23 protein-coding genes, 1 tRNA gene and 1 pseudogene are annotated in these 19485 nt (G+C 70.7%); 12 read left to right on the forward strand and 13 right to left on the reverse strand.

From position 1 onward, the window contains the following. Window positions 1-129: 129 nt before the first annotated feature. The 4 genes and pseudogenes from E1287_RS16310 to upp form a co-directional block, all read right to left on the reverse strand. A pseudogene (locus E1287_RS16310) lies at window positions 130-627 on the reverse strand (PH domain-containing protein); the annotation flags it as partial. A gap of 12 nt (window positions 628-639) precedes the next feature. Then, window positions 640-798, reverse strand: a complete 159-nt coding sequence (locus E1287_RS43745) for a hypothetical protein (RefSeq protein WP_165969032.1) — start codon at window positions 796-798, stop codon at window positions 640-642. 74 nt (window positions 799-872) lie between these two features. Next, window positions 873-1133: a hypothetical protein gene (locus tag E1287_RS16315; protein ID WP_131965800.1), complete on the reverse strand. Its 261-nt coding sequence runs from the start codon at window positions 1131-1133 to the stop codon at window positions 873-875. A 298-nt stretch (window positions 1134-1431) separates the two neighbouring features. Then, window positions 1432-2070, reverse strand: coding sequence for a uracil phosphoribosyltransferase (upp, locus tag E1287_RS16320; RefSeq protein ID WP_131965801.1), 639 nt, complete (start codon window positions 2068-2070; stop codon window positions 1432-1434). A 431-nt stretch (window positions 2071-2501) separates the two neighbouring features. Between upp and E1287_RS16325 the strand changes: the two genes are divergently transcribed. The 5 genes from E1287_RS16325 (at window position 2502) to E1287_RS16345 (ending at window position 4549) form a co-directional block, all read left to right on the forward strand. Further along, complete coding sequence (locus E1287_RS16325; RefSeq protein ID WP_131965802.1) at window positions 2502-2717, forward strand: hypothetical protein; 216 nt, start codon at window positions 2502-2504, stop codon at window positions 2715-2717. A gap of 176 nt (window positions 2718-2893) precedes the next feature. After that, window positions 2894-3379: a tRNA adenosine deaminase-associated protein gene (locus E1287_RS16330; protein WP_131965803.1), complete on the forward strand. Its 486-nt coding sequence runs from the start codon at window positions 2894-2896 to the stop codon at window positions 3377-3379. A 156-nt stretch (window positions 3380-3535) separates the two neighbouring features. Beyond that, window positions 3536-3973, forward strand: a complete 438-nt coding sequence (locus E1287_RS16335) for a tRNA adenosine deaminase-associated protein (RefSeq protein ID WP_131965804.1) — start codon at window positions 3536-3538, stop codon at window positions 3971-3973. A gap of 43 nt (window positions 3974-4016) precedes the next feature. Then, window positions 4017-4454: a tRNA adenosine(34) deaminase TadA gene (gene tadA / locus E1287_RS16340; protein WP_131965844.1), complete on the forward strand. Its 438-nt coding sequence runs from the start codon at window positions 4017-4019 to the stop codon at window positions 4452-4454. 10 nt (window positions 4455-4464) lie between these two features. Further along, window positions 4465-4549, forward strand: a tRNA-Ser gene (locus E1287_RS16345). A 67-nt stretch (window positions 4550-4616) separates the two neighbouring features. Here E1287_RS16345 and E1287_RS16350 read toward each other — a convergent pair. Together E1287_RS16350 and E1287_RS16355 are read right to left on the reverse strand one after the other, a co-directional pair. Further along, window positions 4617-5735, reverse strand: coding sequence for an EamA family transporter (locus E1287_RS16350; protein ID WP_131965805.1), 1119 nt, complete (start codon window positions 5733-5735; stop codon window positions 4617-4619). After that, a complete protein-coding gene (locus tag E1287_RS16355) occupies window positions 5735-6400 on the reverse strand; it encodes a phenylalanine--tRNA ligase beta subunit-related protein (protein WP_131965806.1) in 666 nt (221 codons plus the stop codon). Before E1287_RS16355 ends, E1287_RS16350 begins: the two co-directional genes overlap by 1 nt. Window positions 6401-6564: 164 nt before the next feature. Between E1287_RS16355 and E1287_RS16360 the strand changes: the two genes are divergently transcribed. Next, a complete protein-coding gene (locus E1287_RS16360; RefSeq protein WP_131965807.1) occupies window positions 6565-7128 on the forward strand; it encodes an XRE family transcriptional regulator in 564 nt (187 codons plus the stop codon). A gap of 106 nt (window positions 7129-7234) precedes the next feature. On the opposite strand, the gene dnaN is transcribed toward E1287_RS16360, so the two are convergent. The 3 genes from dnaN to E1287_RS16375 form a co-directional block, all read right to left on the reverse strand. Continuing rightward, entirely contained in the window at window positions 7235-8398 is a 1164-nt protein-coding gene (gene dnaN, locus E1287_RS16365) for a DNA polymerase III subunit beta (protein ID WP_131965808.1), read from the reverse strand. 83 nt (window positions 8399-8481) lie between these two features. Beyond that, entirely contained in the window at window positions 8482-8991 is a 510-nt protein-coding gene (locus tag E1287_RS16370; protein ID WP_131965809.1) for a methylated-DNA--[protein]-cysteine S-methyltransferase, read from the reverse strand. 19 nt (window positions 8992-9010) lie between these two features. Beyond that, complete coding sequence (locus E1287_RS16375) at window positions 9011-10483, reverse strand: DNA-3-methyladenine glycosylase 2 family protein (RefSeq protein ID WP_131965810.1); 1473 nt, start codon at window positions 10481-10483, stop codon at window positions 9011-9013. Between the two features lie 170 nt (window positions 10484-10653). On the opposite strand from E1287_RS16375, the gene E1287_RS16380 reads away from it, so the two are divergent. After that, a complete protein-coding gene (locus E1287_RS16380) occupies window positions 10654-11016 on the forward strand; it encodes a nuclear transport factor 2 family protein (protein ID WP_131965811.1) in 363 nt (120 codons plus the stop codon). 7 nt (window positions 11017-11023) lie between these two features. On the opposite strand, the gene E1287_RS16385 is transcribed toward E1287_RS16380, so the two are convergent. Together E1287_RS16385 and E1287_RS16390 are read right to left on the reverse strand one after the other, a co-directional pair. Then, window positions 11024-11785, reverse strand: a complete 762-nt coding sequence (locus E1287_RS16385; RefSeq protein ID WP_207934248.1) for an SDR family oxidoreductase — start codon at window positions 11783-11785, stop codon at window positions 11024-11026. A 2-nt stretch (window positions 11786-11787) separates the two neighbouring features. After that, a complete protein-coding gene (locus E1287_RS16390; protein ID WP_131965813.1) occupies window positions 11788-13188 on the reverse strand; it encodes an MFS transporter in 1401 nt (466 codons plus the stop codon). Window positions 13189-13397: 209 nt separating this feature from the next. Between E1287_RS16390 and E1287_RS16395 the strand changes: the two genes are divergently transcribed. The 3 genes from E1287_RS16395 to E1287_RS16405 are packed head-to-tail and all read left to right on the forward strand — an operon-like array spanning window position 13398 to window position 16168. Then, window positions 13398-14120: a DUF4097 family beta strand repeat-containing protein gene (locus E1287_RS16395; protein WP_207934249.1), complete on the forward strand. Its 723-nt coding sequence runs from the start codon at window positions 13398-13400 to the stop codon at window positions 14118-14120. 31 nt (window positions 14121-14151) lie between these two features. Beyond that, a complete protein-coding gene (locus tag E1287_RS16400; protein ID WP_131965814.1) occupies window positions 14152-15027 on the forward strand; it encodes a helix-turn-helix transcriptional regulator in 876 nt (291 codons plus the stop codon). Between the two features lie 4 nt (window positions 15028-15031). After that, entirely contained in the window at window positions 15032-16168 is a 1137-nt protein-coding gene (locus tag E1287_RS16405) for a class I SAM-dependent methyltransferase (protein ID WP_131965815.1), read from the forward strand. A gap of 7 nt (window positions 16169-16175) precedes the next feature. On the opposite strand, the gene E1287_RS16410 is transcribed toward E1287_RS16405, so the two are convergent. Further along, a complete protein-coding gene (locus E1287_RS16410) occupies window positions 16176-17030 on the reverse strand; it encodes a helix-turn-helix transcriptional regulator (RefSeq protein ID WP_131965816.1) in 855 nt (284 codons plus the stop codon). A gap of 103 nt (window positions 17031-17133) precedes the next feature. Between E1287_RS16410 and E1287_RS16415 the strand changes: the two genes are divergently transcribed. After that, window positions 17134-17910 (forward strand): alpha/beta hydrolase, encoded by a 777-nt coding sequence (locus E1287_RS16415; protein WP_131965817.1) that lies wholly within the window; start codon window positions 17134-17136, stop codon window positions 17908-17910. 391 nt (window positions 17911-18301) lie between these two features. Here the strand turns inward: E1287_RS16415 and E1287_RS16425 are convergent, their stop codons facing one another. Further along, window positions 18302-18841 carry a GNAT family N-acetyltransferase gene (locus E1287_RS16425; protein ID WP_131965818.1) on the reverse strand — a complete coding sequence of 180 codons (540 nt, stop codon included), beginning with the start codon at window positions 18839-18841 and terminating at the stop codon, window positions 18302-18304. 60 nt (window positions 18842-18901) lie between these two features. Here E1287_RS16425 and E1287_RS16430 point away from each other — a divergent pair, with 60 nt between their 5' ends. After that, window positions 18902-19369, forward strand: a complete 468-nt coding sequence (locus tag E1287_RS16430) for a MarR family transcriptional regulator (protein WP_165969033.1) — start codon at window positions 18902-18904, stop codon at window positions 19367-19369. Window positions 19370-19485: the final 116 nt, after the last annotated feature.

Genomic DNA, 19485 nt, shown 5'->3' on the forward strand with positions numbered 1-19485 from the left:
GGGTGGGGCACGCCGGGGTTATGCCTGCTCGTCCGGGCCTGACGCGGTGGGGACGTCGTCCGGCTCGACGGGCTCCCGGGGCCTGCGCGGAGGTGGGGGCGGGGGCAGCGCGGTCTCCGGCTCCGGGTTCTTGTTCGGAAAGATCATTTCGCAGACTTCGAGGTAGAGCTGCTCGGGGTAGGGCAGGTAGTCCACGTTGGTGAGCGCCTGGTCCTGGCCGGCGGACTCCAGGATGAACTCCCCGTAGCCGAGCATCCGGCCCGCGATCGTCCGCTTGAAGCTCATGTCGGTGACCTTGGCCAGCGGCATCATCGCGACCTTGCGGGTGATCAGGCCGGTGGTCAGCAGCATCCGCTGGTTGGTGATCACGAAGTAGTCGACGGACCATTCCGCGACACGCCAGACGAACCACGCCAGCAGGATCAGCCAGCCCCACCACACCCACGTGATGGCGGCGGTGACGGTGTTGCTCAGCACGCCCGCGATGATCAGGCCGCCGAGGACGAGCGCGACCGGGACCATCAGCACGGCCGGATGCCGCCGCACCGTGATCACCTGGTTCTCGTGCGGGAGCAGGTACTTGTTCACCGAGGCCGGCGCGGAGTCGCCGGGGGTAACGAGCCTCATGTCGGCGGCCTCTCAGGCGAGCGCGTCGACGAAGGTGGCCAGGGAGCCTGCGGCGGAAGCGAGGCCGTTCGCCGCACTCTCCACCGACTGGGCCGCGCCGTCCGGCTGGTTGATCACGTAAAACGCCACGAAGGCCACGGCGACCCACGTCATGTACTTCTTGGCGGGCACGGGCGCCTCCCGGAGCATCGACCCACAGACCCCGGTTCAGTCTCGCACAGCCGGTACGACCGGCAAAGCAGGCGCTATGGCGCGTTGTCGAGAGACGAACGGCGCGTCCTGCGGCGCTTCTCGGCCGCGACGGTGGCGAGCACCTCCAGGTGCCTGCGCGCGATCCGTTCCACGAGTTCGGCCGGCGCCGACCCCGTGACCTCCTCGGCGCCGTGTCGTGCGGCGGAAACGCACCGGTCCACCGTGTCGGCGCCGTGCACCCCTTCGAACTCCTCGACGAGCCGCTCTCCGATCGCGGTGTAGCGCGGCAGGTCGCCGTCCCCTTGGTGAGCCATCACGTGTCCTCGAGCTCGCTCGCACCGCCCGGTCCGTAACGGTCCCCCTGTGCCGGGACGGCGGAGGGGAACGCACATGGCGTTCCGTAGCGCTGTCGTACCCTCTGCCGCCGGGAACGAACATCGCAGGTCACGACCGCATCCGGATCGTGATCAAGCTCCCGGGACGCCATGATCGCCCCAGCTGCACCATGATCGACCCCTCGGAGAAAGCGTGATCTAGCGCTCGGGAGACATCGTGATCGAGCGCTCGGAACAGAGTGATCAGGCGCTCGGAGGCGTCGTTGGGAGCGAGGGGTCAGACGACGCCGTAGAGGCGGTCTCCGGCGTCGCCGAGGCCGGGCATGATGAAGCCCTGCTCGTTGAGGTGGGAGTCGATCGCGGCCGTCACCACCCGGATGGGCGCCGAGAGGTCGGCGAACGCCTGTTCCAGGTACTTCAGGCCCTCCGGGGCGGCGAGCAGGCAGATCGCGGTGACTTCGTCGGCGCCGCGGTCGAACAGCAGCCGGATGGCGGCGGCGAGCGTCCCGCCGGTCGCGAGCATCGGGTCGAGGACGTAGCACTGCCGGCCGGACAGGTCGTCCGGGAGCCGCGTCGCGTAGGTCTGGGCCTGCAGGGTGCCCTCGTCGCGAATCATCCCGAGGAAGCCGACCTCGGCGGTGGGCAGCAGGCGGGTCATGCCGTCCAGCATCCCGAGCCCGGCGCGCAGGATCGGCACGACGAGCGGCTTCGGGCTCGCCAGCTGGACGCCCTCGGCCGGGACGAGCGGGGTCTGGACGGTCGCCGCCGTGACCCGCATGTCGCGGGTCGCCTCGTAGGCGAGCAGGGTGACCAGCTCGTCGGCCAGACGGCGGAATGTGGGGGAATCGGTGCGGACGTCCCGCAGCGTGGTGAGCTTGTGCGCGACGAGCGGATGATCGACGGCGAGGGTCTGCATGCGCTCACCGTAGTCCACCTCGGCCGATCCGCCGGAGGCCGCCGAAACTGGATAGACGCCGTTGAGCTGGGCAGTATGGCGTTATGAACAGCGAAAGCGATCAGCGGCCCGGAGGGCCGGCGCGGGCGCGCGAGTCCGCGGCGGACCCGCCGGCGCCGGCGGCGCCTTCCTCCGAGGTCGCGACGCCCCCGCCAGAGGCGGCGACACCCCAGCCGGACGCCTCCGTATCGCGGTCGGAGGTCGCGGCGTCTCCTCCCGAAGCTGCGATTCCGCCTTCCGAGCCCAGGGCGACGAAGCCCCGGGCCGGCGCGGCGGCTGCCGAATCTTCCGCCCCCGGCGACCCCGTCGCCGACCGGGCTCCCGCCAACGCTCCCGTCCCCGCCGCCTCCGAGACCGCGGCGGGGTCCGTCGGGTCCGAGTCCCCGGCTTCGGTGACCGATGTCACAGGGGAGCGGGACGTCCAGCCGCGTCCAGGCCCCCAGGGCGACATCTCTCCCGAGGAGGTGCGCGAGCATCTGCGCCGCCGGGCGATCTTCCTGCGGGAACTGGCCGAGGCCCGCGAGCTGCGGCGCCGGGTGACGCCGCACCGGTCCCGCCGCGCACGGATCCACGCGGCGCTGCGCCGCCGCACCTTCCGGATCAACTGACGCTGATCGACAAGGGCGTCGAGGCGGTAGATTCGTGCGGCCGGGCACCGGTTACGCGGGCGGCGCTGACTCCGGGTCTCACGCGCGGGTGTCGGCGCCAGTTTGGCGGTCGGGCGCACGAGCGCGCGTCGCATCTGCGACCATGCCCTGGCAGGAGACGCGCCGGTGGGGTGGAAATGACGGATGTGGACGCGACGGACTTCGCCGTCGTGGTGTACCGGGAAGACGAGGGCTGGGAGGCCGAGATCCTCCCGGTGGCGTTGACCGAGGACCTCGCGGGGCTCATCCATGCCCTCCGCCAGCAGCCGAGCCTCGGCGGCACGGTCGGGCTGGTGTCGGTCGGCGACGACTTCTTCGTCGCGATCCGCCTGCTCGGCGACGACGTCATGGTCTTCCTGTCGGACGTCACCGCGTCCGTCGACTGGCCCCTCGCCGGCCAGGTCCTCGACTACCTGGACATCCCGATCCCCGAGGACGAGGAGCTCGACCAGGTCCTCCCCGTCGGCGACATGTCGATCTTCGCCGATCTCGGGCTGGACGAGATGGAGCTCGGCGCCATCTCCGGCGACCTGGAGCTCTACCCGGACGAGATGCTGCTCAGCATCGCCGGCCGCATCGGCTTCGCCTTCGCCTTCGAACGAGCCGTGGACGCCATCGCCTGAGCCTTCCACCGGCGTCCGCAAAGGGTTCTCGACGGCGTGGGCGTCCCGCCGGAACGGCGCAGGCGTCCGGACGCGGCGGACTTATCTGCGGTGAAGCGGGCGATCCGCTGAGGTGAGGGGTGTGATCGGGGCAACCCCGTGGGTCACAATGACAACGTGTCCTATTTCGCCGCCGTGTTCGCGCAGACCCCGGAGGGCTGGGTCGGCGCGGAGGCCGTGATCGCCGAGGCCGAGCACGTCGACGACGTCGCCGACCTGATGCGCGAAGCGGCCGTCGAGTCCTATGGCGATCCCGTCGTCCTGCTGGTCGAGCAGGACGACGACTGGTTCGCGGTCGTCCGGCTGGACGGGGAGGACGAGCCGCGCGCCTACATCTCCGCCGTCCGCGAGGACGGGCTCGGCTCGCTGTTCCAGCAGCTCGTCGGCGAGGTCCCGGACGGCGACCCCGCCGGCGACCCCGCCCTCCTCGAAGACCTGGGGCTCGACGCCAAGCAGCTCAGCGACCTCGGTGAGCGCGCCCTGCCCGGCGACGCGCTGCTCACGGTCGCCGAGCAGGCCGGTTTCGGCGAAGAGTTCGACCGCCTCCGTGACTGACCCGGACGCCGCCGTCGATGTCGCCGCCGGGTTCGTGCCCGCGATGCGGCTGGCGTTGCGGGAGGCGCGGGCGGCGTCCGACGGCGGGGAGATCCCGGTCGGGGCCGTCGTCCTGGACGCGTCCGGCCAGGTCATCGGGACGGGTCACAACGACCGCGAGCGCAGCGCCGACCCGACCGGGCACGCGGAGATCATCGCGATGCGGGCCGCGGCGGCGTCCCTCGGGGGGTGGCGGCTGTCCGGGTGCACGCTGGTCGTGACGCTGGAGCCGTGCACGATGTGCGCCGGGGCGTCCGTCCTGGCGCGGCTGGACCGGGTCGTGTACGGGGCCGTCGACCCGAAGGCGGGCGCGGTCGGATCGCTGTGGGACGTGGTCCGCGACCGCCGTCTCAACCACCGTCCGGAGGTGGTCGCGGAGGTCCTGGCGGACGAGTGCGGCGCGCTGCTCACCGAGTTCTTCGCCCACCGCAGAGTCGGGTAGGCTCTCCCGCGGTGGTGTCGCCTAGTGGACGAGGGCGCACGCCTCGAAAGCGTGTGAAGGGCAACCTTCCGTGGGTTCGAATCCCACCACCACCGCTCTCCAGTGAGGCCGCCGCCCCGGGCATGGGGTAGGCGGCCTTCTCATTTCATTTGGGAGCGGGCGTCAGCCGACGGTGACCAGGGCGACGCCCGCCACGGCGACGGCCATACCGACGCGCTGGACGCCCCGGAGCCGCTCACTGAAGGTGATCCGGGCCAGCAGGACGGTGATCGCCGGATAGAGGGACGTCAGGACAGCGGCGAGGCTGAGCATCCCCTTGTGGGCGGCGAGGAAGTAGAGCACGTTCGCGCCCGCGTCCAGGGTGCCGGACAGGAGTGCGAGGCCGATCAGCTTCCGTCCGGACACCTTGGGGCCGAGGCCGCTGCCGCGTACGGCCATGATCAGCACCGCGACCATGACGACGCTAAGGGTGCCGACGCGTGCGCCGACGAGCGGCCAAAGACCGGTACCGTCCCCGGCCGCCTTCAGCAGGACAAAGAAGACCCCGAAGCAGGCACCGGACAGCCCGGCCATGACCGGCCCCGAATCCAGAACCCACCGCCACCGACCCGCCCCCACCGCCAGCTTCGCGCCGACCGCCAGGTCCGCGCCATCCGCGCCACCTACACCACCCGCGCCGACCGCGCCCGCGCTGACCGCGCCGGGAGCCGCGCCCGCGCTGACCGCTCCATCCGCGCCGGGAGCCGCGCCCGCGCTGACCGCTCCATCCGCGCCGGGCGCCGCGCCTGCGAGCCACGACCCGGCGCCCGACCCGACGCCCGACCCGGCGCGCGGCTCGGTGCTGGGTCGGGTGTCCGGGGCGGCGTCTGGGCCGTTTCCGGCCTCCATGCTGACGAGGCCGATCGCGACGAGGCACAGCAGGACGCCCGCGACCACGAACGCGTCCAGCCGCTCGCCCCGCAGGACGCCCACGCCGACCGGCAGGATCGCGGCGGCCAGCGCGGACACCGGGGCGACCACGCTCATCGGCCCGCGCGCGAGCGCCCGGTAGAAGGTGATCAGCCCCGCGCCGCCGCTGAGCCCGCCCAGGAACCCCAGCGCCATCGGCCCGGGCGCGGCGTCTCCGCCGCTGAGCGGCGCGAACACCAGGACGACCAGCAGGCCGACCGGGACGCACCAGGTCAGGGCCCGCAACGCGGTCGACTTCCGCGCGACCGCGCCGCCGAGGAAGTCGGCGACGCCGTACGCGAGGGCGGCGCCCAGCGCGAGGACGGTGACCATCAACGTCCGCCGATCAGCCTGCTCGCCACCCGGACGTCCGGTGAGATCGCGCGGAGCCGCTCGGCGAGCCGGTCGCCCGCCTCTTCCAGCCTTTCGATCGGGTACGGCTCAAGGCGTTCGAGCAGGAAGAACCCGTTCTTCGCGGTCTCGGTCAGCCGCGTCCGGACGCACTGCCGCCAGTTCCAGCGGCGGCAGGTCACGCCCGCGTCGTCCCGCCAGACGACCTCGCCCGGGTCCGGGTGCTCGACGGCCGGTTCGCCGTCCGCGATCACGTCGAACGGCTCGTCGCCGGTGGCCCGCACCAGCCGCGCCGCGCCCTGGTAGGCGTCGAAGTCCTCACCGCCGATGGGCAGCGCGTACTCGACGCTCACCGCGTTGTAGGCGTCCACGACCTTGTTGATGGACGGGAGCGTGCCGGCCCGCCGGATCAGCGCGTCCACCGAGGGCCGGGTGCGCTGGGGCTTGGCGCCGAACGCCCGGTACGCGTCGCGCCAGGCCTCCACGTGCGGGTCGGCGGGGTCGGCCTTCTCCGCCGCTTCCGCCAGCCAGCCTTCCGACATGTGATCGCTCGGCCCGTTCGCCAGGCCCTCGGCGGTCAGGACGAGCACGGCGAAGTCGGGACGCAGCTCCCGTACGGCCTCGTCCACGACAACCCGATCCAGCATCCAAGCCCCCTCTCTCGGTCATTTTAATGACACAGCGGTATCATCATACCGACCGCCCGCCCCACCCCGCTTTCAACGGTGAGGCGCCCGCCGGTCTTCCGCGTCCCCCCGGCCATCGGCGGCGGTGGGATCGTTGGGTGACGGGTTCGGCGGCTGGAGGACGAGTGAGCGAGCAGGAGGCCATCGGGGAGGCCGTGGCGCGGACCGTGCGTGCGCTGCGGGCCGGGCACGGCTGGAGCCTGGACGAGCTGGCCGGACGCGCCGGGGTGAGCAAGGGCGTGCTGGTCGGGCTGGAGCAGGGGCGCGGGAACCCGAATCTCGGCACGCTCATCCGCATCTCGGACGCGCTCGGCGTCCCGTTGACCCGTCTGGTCCAGGTCGAGGAGGAGCCGCCGGTGCGGCTTTTCCGGCCGGAACGGCACGTGGTGCTGTGGCAGGGCGAACACGGCGGCACAGGAACACTGCTCGCGGGCAGCGACCCCCGTCCGTCACTGGAACTGTGGCGCTGGGAACTGCAGCCCGGCGAGACGCGCGAGAGCGACCCGCATGTGCCGGGCACCAAGGAGATCGTGTTCGTGGAGCAGGGAACGCTGACACTCGGCGTGGACGGCCGCACAGATCTCGTGGAGGAAGGAACGGCCGCAGTGTTCGTCGGCGACCGCCCCCACTCGTACGGCAACGCCGGTGACACCGAGGTCCACTTCATCCTGGCCGTCCTCGACCTCTAACCCGCCAGGCCAAGGGCCAGCGTGCGGGGCCACGGCCAGGGAATCAAGGCATGGTGATCACGGCGTGGCCTGCGCCGGTGGTTGGCGGTGGCGGTGGCGGTGGGGGTCAGGATGTTAGGCGGACGGGCATGGCTAGGTAGCGGTAGCCGGTGTCGGTGTGGTCGTCCTTGGAGGGCGAGGCGTCGTCGGGCGCGTCCTCCTTCTTGTCGGGGATGGCGGTGAGGAGGGCGGCCTTGGTGGGGCCTGCGCATTCGAGGCGGGCGTATTCGGTGTCGATTCCGGCGAGGCCGTCGAGGAGGTACTGGGGCGCGAAGGCGATGTCGAGGTCGTCGCCGGTGAGACGGATCGCGAGGCTCTCGTTGGCGCGGGCGGAGTCGCCGGTGGCGGCGCGGACGCGGACCTCGTCGGCGGTGAAGGCCAGCCGGACGGGCGTGCCGCGCTCGGTGACGAGGGCGGCGCGCTTGATGGTCTCGACGAAGGGTGCGACGGGGATCTCGGCGACGGACGACCAGGTGCCGGTGAGCCGGGATCTGTAGTTGATGTACTGGTCGTCCAGGAGGCGGCTGGTCATGCTGCGGCCGCCACCGGACACGCCGATGAGGGTGTCGGCTACGCCGCCCAGGTCGAGGGCGACCTCCGCGCCGCGCTTGATGGATTTGGCCGTGTCGGCGAGGGTGCGGGCGGGCACGACGATGCCCGCGGTGAAGCCGGGGTCGGCGGGCGACCAGGTCAGCTCGCGGGCGGCGATGCGGTAGCGGTCGGTGCAGGCGAGCCACATCGTGTCGCCCTCGATGTCGATCCGGACGCCGGTTAGCATCGGGAGCGTGTCGTCGCGTCCGGCGGCCGGGGTGACCTGGGCGACGGCGGTCGCGAACAGGTCGCCGGGGATGGTTCCGGCGCGGGCGGGCGGCTCGGGCAGGGTGGGGTAGTCCTCGACGGGGAGCGTCAGCAGGCCGAACTCGGCGGGGCCGCAGCGCACGACGACCTCCGAGCCCTTCGTGAGGATCTCCACGGGGTGCGGGGGCAGGTTGCGGACGATGTCGGCCAGGAGCCGCCCTGGGACGAGGACGCGGCCCGGTTCGGCGACGTCGGCGTCCTCCCTGGCGCGGGCGGACACTTCGTAGTCGAACCCGGCCAGGCTGAGTTCGCCCTCCTCGGTGACCTCGATGAGCATGCCCGCGAGGACGGGGAGCGCGGGACGGGCCGGCAGCGTCCGCGCCGCCCAGGCCACGGCGTCGGCGAGTGTCTGCCGGTCGACTCGGAACTCCACCTTCGCCTGCCTTTCCGCGACTGCTGGACGGACGTGACCGGGAAACCGGCCGTGTCACGCACGGTATCCCCGGCCTCTGACATTCAGAAAAGGGCGTCCTCGGTGATCTTGGATTTGCGCTCGAAGTCGAGGAGGTAGCGCTTGCGTTCGAGGCCGCCGCCGTATCCGGTGAGGTCGCCGGTGGAGCCTACGACGCGGTGGCAGGGGACGATGACGCTGACCGGGTTGCGTCCGTTGGCGAGGCCGACGGCACGGGACGCGGACGGTTTGCCAAGCTCGACAGCAAGCTGCCCATAGGTGGTGGTCTCGCCGTAGGGGATCTCTTGGAGCGCCGTCCATACGCGCTTCTGGAATTCGGTGCCTTGGAGGTTGAGCGGCAGGTCGAACTCGGTGAGGTCACCGGCGAAGTAGGCGGAAAGCTGTTCGGCAACGGTCGCGAAGGGTTCGGTGTCCGGATCGCCTAGCGCGCCGAACGTTTCCTCGGACGGACGATGCCGCTGCATATCCATGTACAGGCCGGACAGTCCCTCGTCCAGGGCCACCAACGTCAATGGACCTACGGGACTGTCCAGGATGACGTGCGTCGGTTCCATATGGGTTCCCTTCCTAGGGTCAGGATGCAGGAAGCAGGTTGATGGCGTGGTCACCTGTGGCCCACAGGTATTGGACGGCGTAAGCGCGCCAGGGACGCCACTGGGCGGCACGTCGCGTAAGGGCCGCGGGCGTCGTGGGCAGGTCGAGCGTCTTGGCGGCGGCGCGGATTCCCAGGTCGCTGGGGATGAACGCGTCGGGGTCTCCTAGGGCGCGCATCGCGATCGACTCGATCGTCCACGGACCGAACCCGGGAAGGACGGACAAGCGCGCGCGGGCCTCGCCCCAGTCGCTCCCTACACCGAGGTCGATTTCACCGCTCGCGAGTGCGTCGACAAGGGTTATGAGGGTGGTGCGGCGCGTTTTCGGGAACGCGAGGTCTTCCGGGTCGAGTTCCGCCAGCGCAGACGGGGTCGGGAAGAGGTGGGTCAGTCCGCCGCCAGGGTCGTCTATGGGATCGCCGTAGGCGGTGACGAGCCGTCCTGCGTGGGTTCGGGCGGCGGCCGTCGAGACCTGCTGTCCCAGGACGGCGCGCACGGCGAACTCTGGGGCGTCCACGGTTCGCGGGACGCGCCGTCCAGGGGCCTTGTCGACGAGCGGTGCGAGGACGGGGTCGGCGCGGAGCAGGTCGTCTACGGCGACGGGGTCGGCGTCGAGGTCGAGCATCCAGCGGCAGCGGCTGATCGCGATGGTGAGGTCGCGCAGGTCGCTGAGGGTGAGCGTGCAGGCGATGTGGTCGGGTTGGGGCCGGAGGGTGGCGATGCCGTGCCCGTGGGGCAGGCGCATGGCGCGGCGGTACGCGCCGTCCCGCCACTCCTCGACGCCGGGGACGGCGGTGGCGGCGAGGTGGCCGAAGAGGTTGTCCGGGCAGAGGGGCGCCCGGAACGGCAGCCGCAGCGACAGCGCGCCCGAACCGGCGGGCGGATGTCCCTTGGCGACACGGTCGCGCAGCTCAGTCGGCGTTAGGGCGAACACGTCGCGGACAGTGTCGTTGAAGGCCCGGATACTGGCGAACCCGGCCGCGAACGCGACATCACCCATCGGCAGGGTTGTCGTTTCGATGAGGAGCCTTGCCGTCTGAGCACGCTGGGCCCGCGCTAGGGCGAGTGGGCCGGCGCCCAGTTCGGCGCTGAGTTGGCGCTCGATCTGGCGCGTGCTGTAGCCGAGTCGCCGTGCGAGCCCTGGAACGCCTTCACGGTCGACCACGCCATCGGCGACGAGCCGCATCGCGCGAGCGACGACGTCCGCGCGGTGGTTCCATTCCGGCGAGCCGGGGGAGGTGTCGGGGCGGCAGCGCTTGCAGGCCCGGAATCCCGCCTGCTGCGCTGCTGCCGCGCTCGGGTAGAAGCGCATGTTCTCGGGCTTGGGCGCTACGACCGGGCAGCTCGGGCGGCAGTAGATCCCGGTGGTGACGACCCCGGTGAAGAACCATCCGTCGAAGCGGGCGTCCTTCGCCTGGACGGCCCGTACGCATCTTTCCGCGTCCTCGTGCATGTCCCAAGCATCACCGATGGTCAGCCCGTTCCACTAGCGAGAATCCGACATCATCGTTCGGGCTGTGCCCGCCTGGCATGACGTCCCAGGTAATCGATCTGCGGCCCTCGGCTTGGCAGCGTAGTGGGCATCGCCGGGACGAACCCGGCCGATCAGATGGGAATCATGAAATGAGCGATGTTCAGCAGCGAGTCGCGGACTACCTCGCGGTCTGGAACGAGGCCGACCCGTCCGCGCGCCGCGCGGCGATCGACGAGCTGTGGACGGACAGCCCCGTCTACGTCGATCCGCTCGGCGTCGCCGAGGGACGAGACGCGATCGACGCCTACATCAGCGCGGCCCGGCAGCAGTTCCCCGGCATGGTGTTCCGCCCTGCGGGCACCGTGGACGCGCACCACAACGTGGCCCGCTTCACCTGGGAGATGGGCCCCGAAGGCGGTGAGGCGGTCGTCGTCGGGTTCGACGTGGCGGTCTTCGCCGACGACGGCCGCTTCGACCGCGTCCATGGGTTCCTCGACAAGGTCCCCTCCTAGGGACCGCTCAGATTTGGCGGAGTGCGCCGCCGTCCACTGTCCATTCCGCGCCGGTGACCTGTGCGGCCAGTGGGGACAGCAGGTAAACGATGACCCGCGCTACGTCCTGCGGTGTGCCGAGCCGTCCGACCGGGAGGCGTCGCTCCTCACGGACGAACCGCTCTATGGCCTCCTCCACCGGAAGTCCGAATTGGGCGGCGAGTTGGTCGGAGAACCCACCGGGCTCGTCCCACAGCCGGGTTCGCGTAGGGCCGGGCGTGACGACGTTGGAGCGGATGCCGCAGCGACCGAACTCCCCCGCCAGCGTCTTCGACACCGACAGCAACGCCGTCTTGGACGCCGCATAGTCGACCAGTGGCGTGTCGGGGAACCGTCCGGCCTCGCTGGACACGTGCACCATGCTCCCGGCGCCCTGGTCGATCAGCGCGGGGAGCGCGGCCCGCGCCATCCGGACGGCCGCGTGGAAGTTCAGCTCGAACGTGGCGTGCCATTGGTCGTCGGTCACGTCGAGGAACCCGATCCGGGATTCGAGGGCTCCGGCATTGTTGACCAGGCCGTCCAGCCGCCCGTGCCGCTCCAGCGCGGCGTCCACGACGCGCTGGGCGGCGGCGGGGTCGGTCAGGTCGGCGGCGACGCCACCGGCCGACGGCTTGCGGGCGGCACCGACGACGTGGGCGCCCTCGTCCGCGAGGAGTTCCGCGGTCGCCGCGCCGATCCCGGCGGACGCGCCGGTGACGATGACGACCTTGCCGCCGAGTTCCAGATCCATGATCAAATCCTTTCAGGAGCGCGGAGGAACGTCCTGACCAGGGCCGCTCCCGCGAGGACGATCACGACGTTCACGGCCGTCGCGACATGAATTCCACCGAGGACGGACGCGTTCGCCGTGGCCACGGCGCTCATCACGGGTATCCCGAGCGTGATGGCGACCTGCTGCGTCATCGTGGCGAGGCCGGTCGCGAGGCCCTGCTCGCCGTCCGGCAGCCCGGACGTCGCCGTCCCCATGAACGCGACGATCGCGACGAGGTTCCCGAATCCCCCGACGGCGGTCGCGACGAGCAGCAGCGCGAGCCCGCCGCGCGACTCCCCGAGCCCGAGCAGCGCCGCGGTCGCCGCCGCCTGCAGGACGAGCCCGGCGACGAGGGTCGTCCGGCCGCCGAGCCGCCCCATGATCCGGGGCGCGGCGACACCTCCGGCGAACGTCCCGGCGCCGAGGACGCCGAGCGCGAGCCCGGTGGCCAGCGGCGAGAAGCCCAGCACTTTCTGCAGGTAGAGCGTCATCAGGAACACCAGCGACGTTTCCGTTGCGAACGCCACGAAGCCACCCACATTGCCCCAGCTGACGGTTCGGCGGGTCAGGACGCCGAGCGGTGCCAGCGGAGCCGGTGAACGCCGCTCCACCAGCACGAACGCGATGAGCAGGGCGGCCGCCGCGGCCAGCGTGCCGAGCGCCGGCGCCGAGCCCCAGCCGTGTTCGGCGGCGGACGTGATCCCGTACACGAGGGCGAGGAGGCCGCCGGTCACGGTCACCGCGCCGGGAACGTCCAGCTTCGCCCTGTCCTGCGAGCGGCTCTCGGCGACCACGGCCGGGATCACGGCGAGGATCACCGCCGCGACCGGCACGTTGATCAGGAAGGCCCAGCGCCAGCTCAGCACGTCCGTGAGCACGCCGCCGAGGATCGCGCCCACGGTGAACCCGGCGGACATCAGCGCGCCGCTGAGCCCGAGCGCCCGCGTCCGCAGCGGGCCTTCCGGGAAGGACGTGGTGAGCAGTGACAGGGCCGCCGGTGTGGCGATCGCAGTGGCGAGTCCCTGGAGGACGCGTCCGGTCAGCAGCATCGCCGGTGACGTAGCGAATCCGCCGACCAAGGATCCTCCGGCCAAGAGAGCCATGCCTGCGAGCAGCATCCGGCGTCGTCCGAACAAATCGGCAACGCGACCGAACAGAAGCGTGAAACCGGCGGCCGGAAGTGCGAAAGCGGTCGCGATCCACTGCAACTCGTCCAGGCCGAAGCCCAGACCCCGGCCGACGACGGGCAGCGCCACGTTCAGGATGGAGAAATCGATGGCGAGCATGAACTGCGCGCCGAGCAGAAGGGTCAATACCAGCTTGTGCCGCGAAGACATCCGTCCCAAAGGGGCGGATACGGCGGTGGTGGTCAGTGCTGTCATGCCACAGACAATCGCCGCGCTAGGCACGGCCACCCAGCCACCGCTCTTTAGTACTACTGGCAGTAGCAGGCTAGGAGACCACCGGCGGCGTGCACCGGCACCTGGGAGCCAGGACGAACCTCGTTCCCTGGCGTGAAGGCTGTTCGGCCCTCGCCTTTCTAGGCTCAACAGCGTTCAGGCCTAGGGCCTAGGGTCAACAGGAGGAATCCGTGCGTCGCCAGCTTTCAGTTCTCGTCCTAGCCGCGGTCGGCGCGACCACTCTTGGCGCGTGCGGCATGGCCTTCGCTTCGACCTTCGATGATGACGCCGCGCTCAACGGCGAAATCAAGGCGGTTCACCTCGACAACATTGATTCGGGCAGCGTGACGTTGCGTGGCGGGGCGTCCAAGGCCTCCCTGCGCCGGACGGTCGAATATCGCGGAGACAAGCCGACCGGACAGACGCATCGTGTCGAGAACGGTGTCCTGAAGCTTCGCGGCTGCGGCAACAACTGCTCGGTCCGCTACACGATCGACGTTCCAGCGGGCCTTCCCGTGGACGGCGCCACGGACAACGGCTCGATCAAGCTGACCAGGGTCGGCGCGGTGAACGTGTCGACCGATTCGGGCTCCATCCACCTGGACGACGTCGCCGGGTCCGTCAAGGCGAAGACCGACAACGGAAAGATCGAAGGGCGCGGCCTCAAGGGCGACGGCGTCGACGTCCGGACCGACAATGGGAAGATCGTCCTGACTCCGGCGAAAGCGCAGAACATCCGCGCGGTGACGTCGAACGGCGGCGTGACCGTGACCGTCCCGGCGGGCCGCTACCGCATTTCCGCGCGCACCGACAACGGCGACCGGACGATCGGGATCGCCAACGACGCGTCCGCCCCGCACCTCCTCGACCTGACCACCGACAACGGCGACATCAAGGTCAAGCCCGGCGGATGACCCCGGCGGGACGGCGCGTAGCCTCGGCCGCATGGCGCGGAACCCTGAGCTGGGCGAGTTCCTCAAGTCGCGGCGGGCACGGCTGCACCCCGAGGACGCGGGCGTCCCCTCGTACGGGACACGGCGGCGCGTGCCCGGCCTCCGCCGGGAGGAGCTGGCGCAGCTCGCGGGCGTCAGCGTCGCCTACTACATCCGGCTCGAACAGGGCACGGCGGACGGCGTGTCCGCCGAGGTCCTGGACGCGATCGCGCGGGCACTGCGGCTGGACGGCGACGAGCAAGTCCATCTGCACCGCCTCGCACACCCGCCCAGGCGGACGCCCGTCCAGGGGCCGCCCCGCCTGCGCGCCCCGCTCCAGCACCTGCTCGACTCGATCACCCACGCGCCCGCCTACATCGTCGGCCACTACACGAACGTCGTCGCGTGGAATCGGCTGACCGCCGCCGTGTTCGTCGACCTCGCCGCCGTCCCGCCGGACGAGCGGACCTGGTCGCACCAGATCCACATGAACGACGACTACAAGGCGCGGCTCGGCGACAACTGGCCGGACGTCGCCCGGCGCAACGTCGCCCACCTGCGGTTTCGTTCCGGGCAGGACCCGGACGACCCGCGCCTGCGCGCCCTGATCGGCACCCTCCGCGACCGGAGCCCCGAGTTCGCGGCCCTGTGGTCGGCGCACCACGTGACGGACCTGACGCACGGCGAGGCCCGCATCGACCATCCGCAGGTCGGACGGCTCGTCCTGCCGTTCGAGACCCTGCACCTGCCCGGCGACCCCGACCTCAGCAGGCTGATGCTGTACGCGGCGGAGCCGGGCTCGGCGTCGGAGAAGGCGCTGCGGAGGCTCGCGGAGACGTCCGCCCACCTTTCCAGCGCCGAACTCACGGCCTCCGCAGCGATACCGTGAGCTCGTGGACGAGATCTCCTGGCGGGAGGACGGCCGGGACCAGCGCGTCCGCTGGCGGTCGGAAAGTGGCGCCCCGCCGCCCCGGCGCGTGACGATCGCCGACGACGAGACCAGGGCGGACGACGCCTACCGGCTGGCCTGCGAAGGCACCGCACTGCTGTGGCGCGGCGACTTCCAGAACGCGCGGCAGCTCCTCAACGCGATGGCGCGCCGTATCGACCGTCCTCCCACAGCGCGGCGACGCAAACGCAAAGCGGAACCATCCCAGGTACAGGCGTTCCACCTCTACCGCCAGGCACGTGCCCAGCGCGCGCGGACGCTCGCCATGCTGCTCATCCCGTTCGACCCGGGACACGTGATTCCGCTACGCCGCGCACCCAACGTCCAGGACGTGTGTACGCAGGTGTACGGGCCGGACGACCAGCCCTACGTGACGTCCTTGCGCGAACTGCTCGGACTGATCGGCGCCCATGAATGGCGTGAGAAGGGCGTCCCCATACCCGCGTTGGGCAACGACCGGATACATCCGCACTACGGCGTGTTCTCGCCGGTTAGAGGAGAGTACGTAGACCAGGTCGCCGAAGCGCCACTCCCACAGACGACACGAGCATTCGACATCGGGACAGGCACCGGCGTCCTGGCGGCAGTCCTAGCCCGCCGCGGTGTGGAACGAGTCGTCGCCACAGACCACGACCCGCGCGCGCTTGCCTGCGCCCAGGAGAACGTCAACCGGCTGGACGTGGCGAAGCAGGTCGAAGTCGTCCAGGCCGACCTGTTCCCTGAAGGACGCGCCGGGCTCATCGTCTGCAACCCACCCTGGCTACCGGCGAAACCCAGCTCACCCCTCGAACACGCCGTCTACGACCCTGGCGGCCGGATGCTTCACGGTTTCCTCAACGGCCTCACCGAACACCTAGAACCGGACGGCGAGGGCTGGCTGATCCTCTCCGACCTGGCCGAACTCCTAGGGCTCCGCACTCGCGACGACCTGCTCGCGCTGATCGAGTCGTCCGGTCTGGAGGTCATCGGACGGCTCGACACCAAGCCGACGCACCCGCGCGCCGCCGACCCCGACGATCCCCTCTACGCCGCCCGCGCCGCCGAGACGACCACCCTCTGGCGCTTGCGGCGGGCCCGCTGAACCTGAGTCAGACGTGGCTGCGATGGGCGGTCTCGGGCCCGATGACCTGCAAGAGTTCGAGGGCCTCGATGGTGGGGCTTCCGGGCGGCGGCGTGAAGACGACCAGCCGCTGATCTTCTGCCGGGGTGAGCAGGGTCTCCGCGTCGAACTCGATCGCCCCCACCTCCGGGTGGAGAACCCTCATGCGGCTGGTGCGGCGCACAGCAACCTCATGGCGCTTCCAAAGCTCCGTGAACTCGTCGCTAGCGTCGTGCAGGCGCCGGACTAGCGCGGACGCAGCAGCATCGTTGCCGCGCCGTGCCACGCTGGCGCGCAGATCGGCGACGTGCAGGCGGCTGTAGTGGTCGTGCTCGTCCTGCGGGTACGCCTCCCGGACGAACGGGTCCGTGAACCAGCGCCACACCATGTTCCGATCGCCCGGCTCCACCGTGCACACGCAACCGAAAAGCGATTCCGCTAGGACGTTCTGCGCCAGGACGTCCCCAAGGTCCCCCACGATCTGCGCGGGCGTCTCATGCAGCCGATCGAGCAAGTACAGCAGCCCTGGCCGGACGTGCTCGCCCGCGAACGACCCCGCAGGCGGACGATGCCCAGCCAGAACGTACAAATGGTCGCGCTCGTCCTCCGTCAGCCGCAGCGCACGGGCCAGCGCGCCGAGCATCTGCACCGACGGCTGCGGGCTCCGCGCCTGCTCAAGCCGCATGTAGTAGTCGGCGGACATCCCCGCGAGCTGCGACACCTCCTCGCGGCGCAGCCCCGGCGTCCGGCGCCGAGACCCGGCCGCGAGGCCGACCTCCTGCGGACGCAGCCGCTCCCGGGAACGGCGGAGGAAATCGGCGAGTTCGCGTCGGTCCATGCTCATACCGTCCATGATCCGTGATCGCCGGGAGCGCAGCCTGGGATCGCTTGTCCTAGCCAAAGCGGTCCGCTCCTCATCGCCGTCCCGTCCGGGCAGCGTGGGCCGCATGACGAAACTCACCGCTGGAAACGCCCGCATCACCTACCGCACGGAGGGCTCCGGGCCCGCCGTCGTCCTGGTCCACGGCGTGGGCCCCGGCTCGGCCATGTGGGACGGCTGGTCCGGCGCCCTCTCCGCCGACCACACCGTGATCCTCCCCGACCTCGCGGGCTCCGACCCCGCCGCGGACGACGGCTCGCCGCTGTCCATCGAGGCCCTCGCCGCCCAGGTCAACGCCGTGATCGAGGACGCCGGGGCCGGGCCCGCCGACGTGGTCGGCTTCTCGCTTGGCGCGCCCACGGCCGCCGCGGCCGCCGCGCTGCGTCCAGACCTCGTCCGCCGGCTGGTCCCCGTCGCGGGGCTGAGCCACGCGGGCGACGAGTACGTCCGGCAGCTGATCACCACCTGGCTGGGCCTCTCCTCCGACCCGGACGCCTTCGGACGCCTCGGCACGCTGACCGCCTGCAGCCCCCAGTTCCTCAACGCGATCGGCCACGAAGGCGCCGAGCAGATGCGGGGCTTCATGCAGCCCACGGACGCACGGCTACGTCAGCTCGACCTCGTCCAACGGCTGGACGTCCGCGAACTGCTTCCGCGCATCGAGGCACCCACGCTCGTCATCGGCTGCACCCGTGACCAGACCATCCCCGTCGAGAACCACCGCGAATTCGTCCGCACCATCCCGGGCGCCGAATATGCCGAGCTCGACACCGGACACGTGGCGATGATGGAACGCCCCGACGAATTCACCAAGCTCGTGAGGGACTTCCTCGACAGGCCATAGCGGACCATCCTCATCACCGGCGCGACGGATGGACTGGGCCGCGCGCTGGCCGCCGAACTCGCCGCCGAAGGCGCGCCGGTCCTCGTCCACGGACGGGACGACCAGCGCGGCAAGGCGACCCAGCAAGAGCTCGGCGGCCACGCGTCCCGGTACCGCGCCGGCCTGTCGTCCCTGGCCGAGACCCGCACGCCGGCCGAGGCCGTCCACGCCGACAACCCCTGCCTGGACGTGCTGGTCAACAACGCCGGAATCGGCTACGACGGCTCCAGGTGGACTACCTGTCCGACTACCTGCTCACCTGGCTCTTCCAGCCCACCCTCATCTCGTGGGCGCCGGCGCGGATCGTCAACGTGAGCAGCCTTGGGCCACCTCCACGCCCTCTCTGAAGAACTCACCTCCCCTTGAGACGCCGAACCCGCACAAGATTGCGGTCGGCGCTCTCACCTTGCCCATCGGTGTATTCGGCGACCCGGACGTAGCCGTGTTCGTCGTAGATGCGTCCGAGTTCAGGGCTGCCCGCCCAGTGATCCAGGGCCAGAGCGGGCGCGCCCTGCGCTTTCGCAAGGTGCTCAGCGTGGGCCAGCAGAGCCGAACCTACACCGCACCCGTCAGGCCCACGGTCGGTCATCACACTGTGGATAAACATCGATCCTTCAGGCACCACCCCATCGGGAACGCGCGGCGGGACGACGGGCGCCGCAGCCAGAAGTCCGACGCAAGCACCGCCCCGCTCGGCGACGGTGATGACGCCTTGAGACGTCCAGTCGGCGACCCGCTCCGGGAATCCCGCTTGCTGCGAGAACGGCACCGTCCCCCACTGCTCGGGCCGCCCCTGGGCCACCAGCCACTTCAGGACGGAGTCCATCAGCGAAAGCAGAGCGGGGACATCGCCCGCCGTCGCCTGGCGCAGGTGCAACCGGTGTTCTGGCACGACCGCCTCCCTCGGGGTTAGACTTCGACAACCAATTGATTTAACTTTCTAAGGATTAGATTGTCAAAGGAACTGAGGGCGGGCGCCATCGCCAGGGCCGTCCAGGAGCTGCAGGACGCCACCGACCTGATCGATGAGCTGGCGGCCCGGCGCCTGGGCGTCAACCGCACCGACCTGCGATGTCTGAGCCGGCTCACCGCCCGCGGCCCGCTCACCGCGAGCGAACTGGCCGCCGCCGCCGGACTGACCGGAGGCGCGGCCACCACCGCCATCGACCGCTTGGAGCGGGCGGGTCTGGCCCGGCGAGTCCGCGACGAGGCGGACCGGCGCCGCGTCCTGGTCCACCTGACCGACCAGGCCGACCTGCTCAGCCAGGAAATCTGGGGACCGATCGTGACCGATGCCCTGGCCGAACTGCGCCGCTTCACCATCGCCGAACTAGAGGTCATCGAGACGTTTCTGCAACGCGCGCTGGACAACCAGACCCACCACGCAGCCCGCCTGCGCTCACAAGCGCGATCGACATGATCGGCTGCGGGCCGTCCAGCAGCCGCCTGGCCGACCACCACGCGAAGATCCGCCGCCGCTAAATCCATTTCTCACCGTCGGAAAGCCCGACGTAGGCTGGGCGCCCCGACCCGAGG

Source organism: Actinomadura sp. KC06 (assembly GCF_004348735.1).
Classification (GTDB): Bacteria; Actinomycetota; Actinomycetes; order Streptosporangiales; family Streptosporangiaceae; genus Spirillospora.

Coding starts and splice junctions, on each gene's coding strand:
- E1287_RS16315 (WP_131965800.1), bottom strand. CDS start 1,133: ATGGCTCACCAAGGGGACGGCGACCTGCCGCGCTACACCGCGATCGGA.
- upp (WP_131965801.1), bottom strand. CDS start 2,070: ATGCAGACCCTCGCCGTCGATCATCCGCTCGTCGCGCACAAGCTCACC.
- E1287_RS16330 (WP_131965803.1), top strand. CDS start 2,894: ATGACGGATGTGGACGCGACGGACTTCGCCGTCGTGGTGTACCGGGAA.
- tadA (WP_131965844.1), top strand. CDS start 4,017: ATGCGGCTGGCGTTGCGGGAGGCGCGGGCGGCGTCCGACGGCGGGGAG.
- E1287_RS16350 (WP_131965805.1), bottom strand. CDS start 5,735: ATGGTCACCGTCCTCGCGCTGGGCGCCGCCCTCGCGTACGGCGTCGCC.
- E1287_RS16355 (WP_131965806.1), bottom strand. CDS start 6,400: ATGCTGGATCGGGTTGTCGTGGACGAGGCCGTACGGGAGCTGCGTCCC.
- E1287_RS16370 (WP_131965809.1), bottom strand. CDS start 8,991: ATGGAACCGACGCACGTCATCCTGGACAGTCCCGTAGGTCCATTGACG.
- E1287_RS16375 (WP_131965810.1), bottom strand. CDS start 10,483: ATGCACGAGGACGCGGAAAGATGCGTACGGGCCGTCCAGGCGAAGGAC.
- E1287_RS16380 (WP_131965811.1), top strand. CDS start 10,654: ATGAGCGATGTTCAGCAGCGAGTCGCGGACTACCTCGCGGTCTGGAAC.
- E1287_RS16385 (WP_207934248.1), bottom strand. CDS start 11,785: ATGGATCTGGAACTCGGCGGCAAGGTCGTCATCGTCACCGGCGCGTCC.
- E1287_RS16390 (WP_131965813.1), bottom strand. CDS start 13,188: ATGACAGCACTGACCACCACCGCCGTATCCGCCCCTTTGGGACGGATG.
- E1287_RS16400 (WP_131965814.1), top strand. CDS start 14,152: ATGGCGCGGAACCCTGAGCTGGGCGAGTTCCTCAAGTCGCGGCGGGCA.
- E1287_RS16410 (WP_131965816.1), bottom strand. CDS start 17,030: ATGAGCATGGACCGACGCGAACTCGCCGATTTCCTCCGCCGTTCCCGG.
- E1287_RS16415 (WP_131965817.1), top strand. CDS start 17,134: ATGACGAAACTCACCGCTGGAAACGCCCGCATCACCTACCGCACGGAG.